The 4,920-nt window shown below is 61.9% G+C and carries 6 protein-coding genes; 5 read left to right on the top strand and 1 reads right to left on the bottom strand.

Features of this window, described 5'->3' with window-relative positions; all coding sequences use genetic code 11:
- The first annotated feature begins 208 nt into the window (after positions 1-208).
- The 5 genes from KFO72_RS41205 to ppk2 all read left to right on the top strand — a co-directional run bounded on the left by KFO72_RS41205 (position 209) and on the right by ppk2 (position 3,389).
- The gene (locus KFO72_RS41205) at positions 209-514 is read left to right on the top strand and encodes an acylphosphatase (RefSeq protein ID WP_225034503.1); all 306 of its coding nucleotides are present in this window, start codon (positions 209-211) and stop codon (positions 512-514) included.
- 204 nt (positions 515-718) lie between these two features.
- Complete coding sequence (locus KFO72_RS41200) at positions 719-1,732, top strand: hypothetical protein (RefSeq protein WP_060606654.1); 1,014 nt, start codon at positions 719-721, stop codon at positions 1,730-1,732.
- 46 nt (positions 1,733-1,778) lie between these two features.
- Positions 1,779-2,000: a hypothetical protein gene (locus KFO72_RS41195; RefSeq protein WP_225034502.1), complete on the top strand. Its 222-nt coding sequence runs from the start codon at positions 1,779-1,781 to the stop codon at positions 1,998-2,000.
- 211 nt (positions 2,001-2,211) lie between these two features.
- Complete coding sequence (locus KFO72_RS41190) at positions 2,212-2,469, top strand: RNA recognition motif domain-containing protein (protein WP_054934840.1); 258 nt, start codon at positions 2,212-2,214, stop codon at positions 2,467-2,469.
- A gap of 68 nt (positions 2,470-2,537) precedes the next feature.
- Positions 2,538-3,389: a polyphosphate kinase 2 gene (gene ppk2, locus KFO72_RS41185; protein WP_062916537.1), complete on the top strand. Its 852-nt coding sequence runs from the start codon at positions 2,538-2,540 to the stop codon at positions 3,387-3,389.
- 65 nt (positions 3,390-3,454) lie between these two features.
- Here ppk2 and KFO72_RS41180 read toward each other — a convergent pair.
- Positions 3,455-4,920 (bottom strand): intermembrane transport protein PqiB (locus KFO72_RS41180; protein ID WP_225034501.1); only part of this gene is annotated, 1,466 nt, incomplete at its 5' end.

Below are 4,920 nucleotides of genomic sequence, written 5' to 3'. Positions count from 1 at the left end.
CCGCCCCGCACAGGGGCGACGCCTGAAGCACGCTAACGAATCGCGGATGCCAGCGTAAGAGCGACGTTCCGCGGTCCAGCCAGCGTTTTAATATGAAGATTAAGCGTCACGTTCGACCTGGCCAGGCGACATAAAAACCCCATACCACGTGCATATTGCACATCAGGCTGCCGCACCATCGCCCAATGCCAGAAAGTGGAGACCAAGAATGGCAAAAGAGCCCGATGCCCTCATCAAAACGCTGCTAATACGCGTGCATGGCACGGTACAGGGCATCGGATACCGAGCCGCATGCGTCCAGCGTGCACAGTCGCTCAACATCACGGGCTGGGTACGCAACCATGCGGACGGGTCTGTCGAGGCGCTATTGCAGGGCGCGGCAACGGCAGTGAAGGAGATGCGTGACTGGATGGCCGACGGCATGCCGGCAGCGCTCGTCGACAGGATGGAGGTGAAAGAGTTGGCGCCGCCGTTCGCGCGCTTCGATGATTTCAGGCAGGTCGCGGACGGCTAGTGGCAATGCATCGCGCTGCGGCCCATGGTCACGTCAGACGCGACGCGCTCACGCAGCGGACTTTTCATGCGGTATGCTGTTTTTCGATCGACGCTGTTCTGACCTGTGTTTCACTTCACGGAGTGCGATGGGTTCTGACCTGTGTTTCACTTCACGGAGTGCAATGGCTTCCGACCTGTGCCTCATTTCACGGAGATAGCGGCAATGGGCCTGTTGACCCGGCTATTTCATCGCGATAGCTCATCGGTGCCGCCGATGCCAGCCGCACGCATCGACGAGGCGATCGGGCGCATTGTCGCGATTCATCCGCGGATCGCCGTTGTGAGCCGTTACCGGCATCGCCTCACACAACCCGTTGCAGCGACGCTGGAATACGCAGACGAACTGATGGCCTCGCTGCCCGCCACGCTCGATGCGAGCGCCGACGCGTGGGCCGGCAATCCGAGCCTGCGCGCATTCTTCGCCACCCCCGACGATATCGCCGATACCTTCGGCCGCTCACAAGAGGTGCGCGCTTTCTTCGAATCGAATCCCGACGCCGTCGACGTGCACGGTACGCTCGGCATGGCCCTGACCGAGCGGCATGTGCTGGGCGTCGCGCTGGACGGCGACACCTTGCATCACGACGTCGCGCAAACCACGCTGAGTTTCGGCGACCACCGCGTGAGGGTCTGCGGGCGAACCGAAACGTCGCTACGCGAAGAAATCGAGCGCAGACTGATCGATCAGCTGGCGCTCGAAGGACTGTCGATGCTGGCGTCCACGCGCGCCGCGCGCCTCGCGCGCGGGCGCGAACTGATGCAGGAACGCGTTGCGCTGCTGCATCGCGGCGGCACGGGCCTGGCCTCCGTCGCGGGCAGCGGCGACGCTGTCGAAGTGAGCGAACTCGCGCATGTGCAGTCGCAGATCGCGCAGAACGCCGAGAGCCTTGCCGCGCTCAGAGTGCCCACCAATATCGTCGAACACGAACTCGAAGGCATTTGCGAAGTGTTCGGCAAGCCGGCGGAGTACGTTTACATCAAGAGCCGGCACATCCGCATCGATATGATGAACGTGGTTCGGGAAGGCGAGACGAAAGGGGGCAACGATATCGAGTTTCACTTCGTACGCGTTCCCGGCGTCACGCCGCAGATGCGCGCCTTCGCGCTGGTGCGCTTTCGGCGCTCCGATCTGCCGCCCGGGGGATTGCGTATCGACGCCGCCATGCGCGCTCTTTAAGATCGGAAAGATGTGACGGGCTTTAGCGAAACGCAGGAGTCAACTGATGAAGATCTATCTGCTTTTATTGGCCGCAGCCACATCTATTTCCGTTTCTCTGGCGCCGTTGCAACAGGCCGTCGCGCAACCGTCCGCATTGAAGCCGATGCAGGACGCGCAGCGCAAGGCCGAACAGAAGGCGCGCGAGGCAAAGAAGGAAGACGAGCGGGCGGCAGTCCCTGACGAACCGCAAAAGCAGGAAAGCGCGAAGCCGGCGTCGTCGCCTTGATGGGCGCCGTTTCAGTTTTTGCGGAGATCACCTTCAGCGTTGTGCAATTCGTATTGTTGAGACGCTTGCGGAAACCCGACAACGCGCGTGGAAAGTCATAGACTGTTTGCATGCACCGAACTGGTTTTGAAGGACCCGATAAGTTATCGCCGGCTTGTCAACGTTGTGCGCTTTGTTCGATGGGCTGACTTTCAATGAGGAGAACGTCGTTATGGCTGAGCTTTGGGTTGGCAATATCGAAGACAACACGACCGACGAAGAAATCAAAACGTTCCTGTGTCACTACGGGTTTCCGCCGTTCGATTCGATCCGGCGCGTCGAAGGAACGGGCGAGCGTCCCGCGGTCGTGCTTGAGTTCAATGACGTCGGTGCGCATGTGTTGCAGAGTCTGCAGCCGCGCGTTCACAACATGTTCTGGAAAAGCCGCACGCTGACGGTGCAGGTCGTGCCCACGCGGGACGAATCCTGAAACCGGTCCGGTCCATGCGCGGCATGGGCCGCCAGCCGAACCGACACGGCGGTCACAGGAGACGAGCGATGCCTGAATTGAAGAACGAAAAGAACAGCGTACGCAGCGCAGAGTCGAGTGGCGCGCGTGAAAGCACGAAAGCGCCGGGACGAATGAAGAACAAGGACTATGAAAAAGAACTCAAGTCGCTTCATATCGAACTGGTGAAACTGCAGGAATGGGTCGTGCAAACGGGCGCGAAGGTCTGCGTGGTGTTCGAGGGACGCGATGGCGCAGGCAAGGGCGGCACGATCAAGGCGATCACGGAACGCGTCAGCCCGCGCATTTTTCGCGTCATCGCGCTGCCGGCGCCGACGGATCGCGAGAAATCGCAAATGTATATCCAGCGCTATCTTCCGCATCTGCCTGCTGCGGGCGAGATCATTCTCTTCGACAGAAGCTGGTATAACCGCGCGGGCGTCGAACGGGTCATGGGATTCTGCACGGAAGATCAGGTGCAGAACTTTTTCAAGGCCGCCCCGCTGATCGAGCGCGCCATCATTCAGTCGGGCATCATTCTTCTGAAGTACTGGCTCGAGGTCAGCGAGGACGAGCAGACGCGCCGTCTCGAAGCGCGCATTACCGACGAGCGGAAGATCTGGAAGCTGTCGCCGATGGACCTGCTGTCGTACAGCCGCTGGTATGACTACTCGCGCGCGCGGGACGACATGTTCGCGGCAACCGACACCGATCAGGCGCCGTGGCACGTGGTGCGCTCCGACGACAAGAAGCGCGCGCGTCTGAACCTGATCACGCATCTGCTGGAAAGCATTCCTTACAAGGCGATGCCGCGCCCGAAGATCAAGCTGCCGAAGCGGAAAAAGGCGGAGGGATATCGCCCTTCCGACCGGCCCGTCCGTTATGTGCGCGAGAAGTTCTGAAGGCTATCGACCCATCGCGTAGTACACGCATTCGTCGCGCGAGAGCAATGGGCTCTCGCGCGGTTTCATTTCGCGTCCCCGGTCTTGCCGCGTAGCAGCGCTTCAGGGTGTCGCTGCAAATAGTCCGACAGCGCGCGGAACGATGCGGCCGTGCGCGCAAGCTCGCGGACTGCGTCGCTGGTGTCCTGCTGCAATGCCGAATCGGGCTGCAGCGCGGTGTTCGCGGAATCGAGCGTCGCCTGCGCCGCCGTCAGCGCGCTCTTCGCCTGCGGTACCACTTGCGTGTTGAGATTGCGCATCAGTTGCGCGGTGCTGGCGAGCGTCTGTTGCGCGTTCTTGCCGATCTGTTCGAGCGGCAGGCTGTCGAGACGCGCCACGATCCGGTTGATCGACTCCTGCAGCGATTGCAGGCCGCTCGGCGTGGTCGGCAGTTCCGGGGGCGTGCGGTTCCAGTCGATATGGGCCTTCGGCGCGTTCGGGAAAAATTCGAGCGCGACATACAGTTGGCCCGTGATCAGGCTGCCCGTCTTGAGTTGCCCGCGCAAGCCGCGTTCGACGAGGAAATCGGCCAGCGCTCTCGGGTCGTCCGCGAGACGGCCGCCTCTCGGCTCTGACGCGTAACGCGATGTGAAGCGTTCCGGAAACAGCTTGATCTCGACGGGAATGCTGATCTGCTTCGTGGCGGGATCGAAGCGCGTGGAGATCGCCGACACTTCACCGACCGTGATGCCGCGAAAATCGACGGGCGCCCCCACCACGAGGCCGCGCACCGAACCCTGGAAATTGAACACGTAGGTCTCGACGATCCGGTCGTGCTGCTTCATCGCATCGGCGCGCGTGGCGAACAGCGGGAACAGTGCCTTCGAGGGCGCTTCTGGACGGCTCAGCGACGCGGTCGGCGTCTCGAACGCGAGGCCGCCCACCAGGATCGACACCACCGACTGCGTGTTGATCTGTACGCCTTCCGTGTTGAGCGTCACGTCGATGCCGCCCGCCTGCCAGAAGCGTGAGTCGCTGTTCACGTAGCGATCGTACGGCGCGTTGATGAACACGTGCAGCGTGACCCCGCCGCCGTCCTTGTCGAGATCGAACGAGGTGACCTGTCCGACCTGCAGGCGTCGGAAATAGACAGGCGTGCCGACGTCGACGGAGCCCAGGTCGGCCGCTTTCAGCACGAACTCGCGCCCGGGCACGTCGCTCGCGAACACGGGCGGCACTTCCAGCCCTGAGTAGTCGCGCCGCTCCTGTTTCGCGTGGCCGATATCCATGCCGATGAACGCACCCGACAGCAGCGTGCTGATCCCCGACACCGTGCCGCCCGCGATGCGCGGCCTCACGACCCAGAAGCGCGTGTCGTCGACGAGCATGTCGGTGGCGTCACGGGTGAGTTCGGCGGTTGCGATGACGTTTTTATAGTCTTTCGACAGCGCGACTTTCTTCACGACGCCGATGTCGACGTCCTTGAACTTGATCTTGGTCTTGCCCGCTTCGAGCCCTTCGCCTGTCTTGAAGCTGATCGTGATGGTCGGCC

The sequence above is a fragment of the Paraburkholderia sp. XV genome, assembly GCF_020177535.1.
Classification (GTDB): Bacteria; Pseudomonadota; Gammaproteobacteria; order Burkholderiales; family Burkholderiaceae; genus Paraburkholderia; species Paraburkholderia caribensis.
This window is presented reverse-complemented; position numbering and strand designations above follow the sequence as displayed.

What these genes read in the sequence shown, in the direction of transcription:
- KFO72_RS41205 (WP_225034503.1), top strand. Translation starts at nt 209, where the DNA reads ATGGCAAAAGAGCCCGATGCCCTCATCAAAACGCTGCTAATACGCGTG.
- KFO72_RS41200 (WP_060606654.1), top strand. Translation starts at nt 719, where the DNA reads ATGGGCCTGTTGACCCGGCTATTTCATCGCGATAGCTCATCGGTGCCG.
- KFO72_RS41190 (WP_054934840.1), top strand. Translation starts at nt 2,212, where the DNA reads ATGGCTGAGCTTTGGGTTGGCAATATCGAAGACAACACGACCGACGAA.
- KFO72_RS41195 (WP_225034502.1), top strand. Translation starts at nt 1,779, where the DNA reads ATGAAGATCTATCTGCTTTTATTGGCCGCAGCCACATCTATTTCCGTT.
- ppk2 (WP_062916537.1), top strand. Translation starts at nt 2,538, where the DNA reads ATGCCTGAATTGAAGAACGAAAAGAACAGCGTACGCAGCGCAGAGTCG.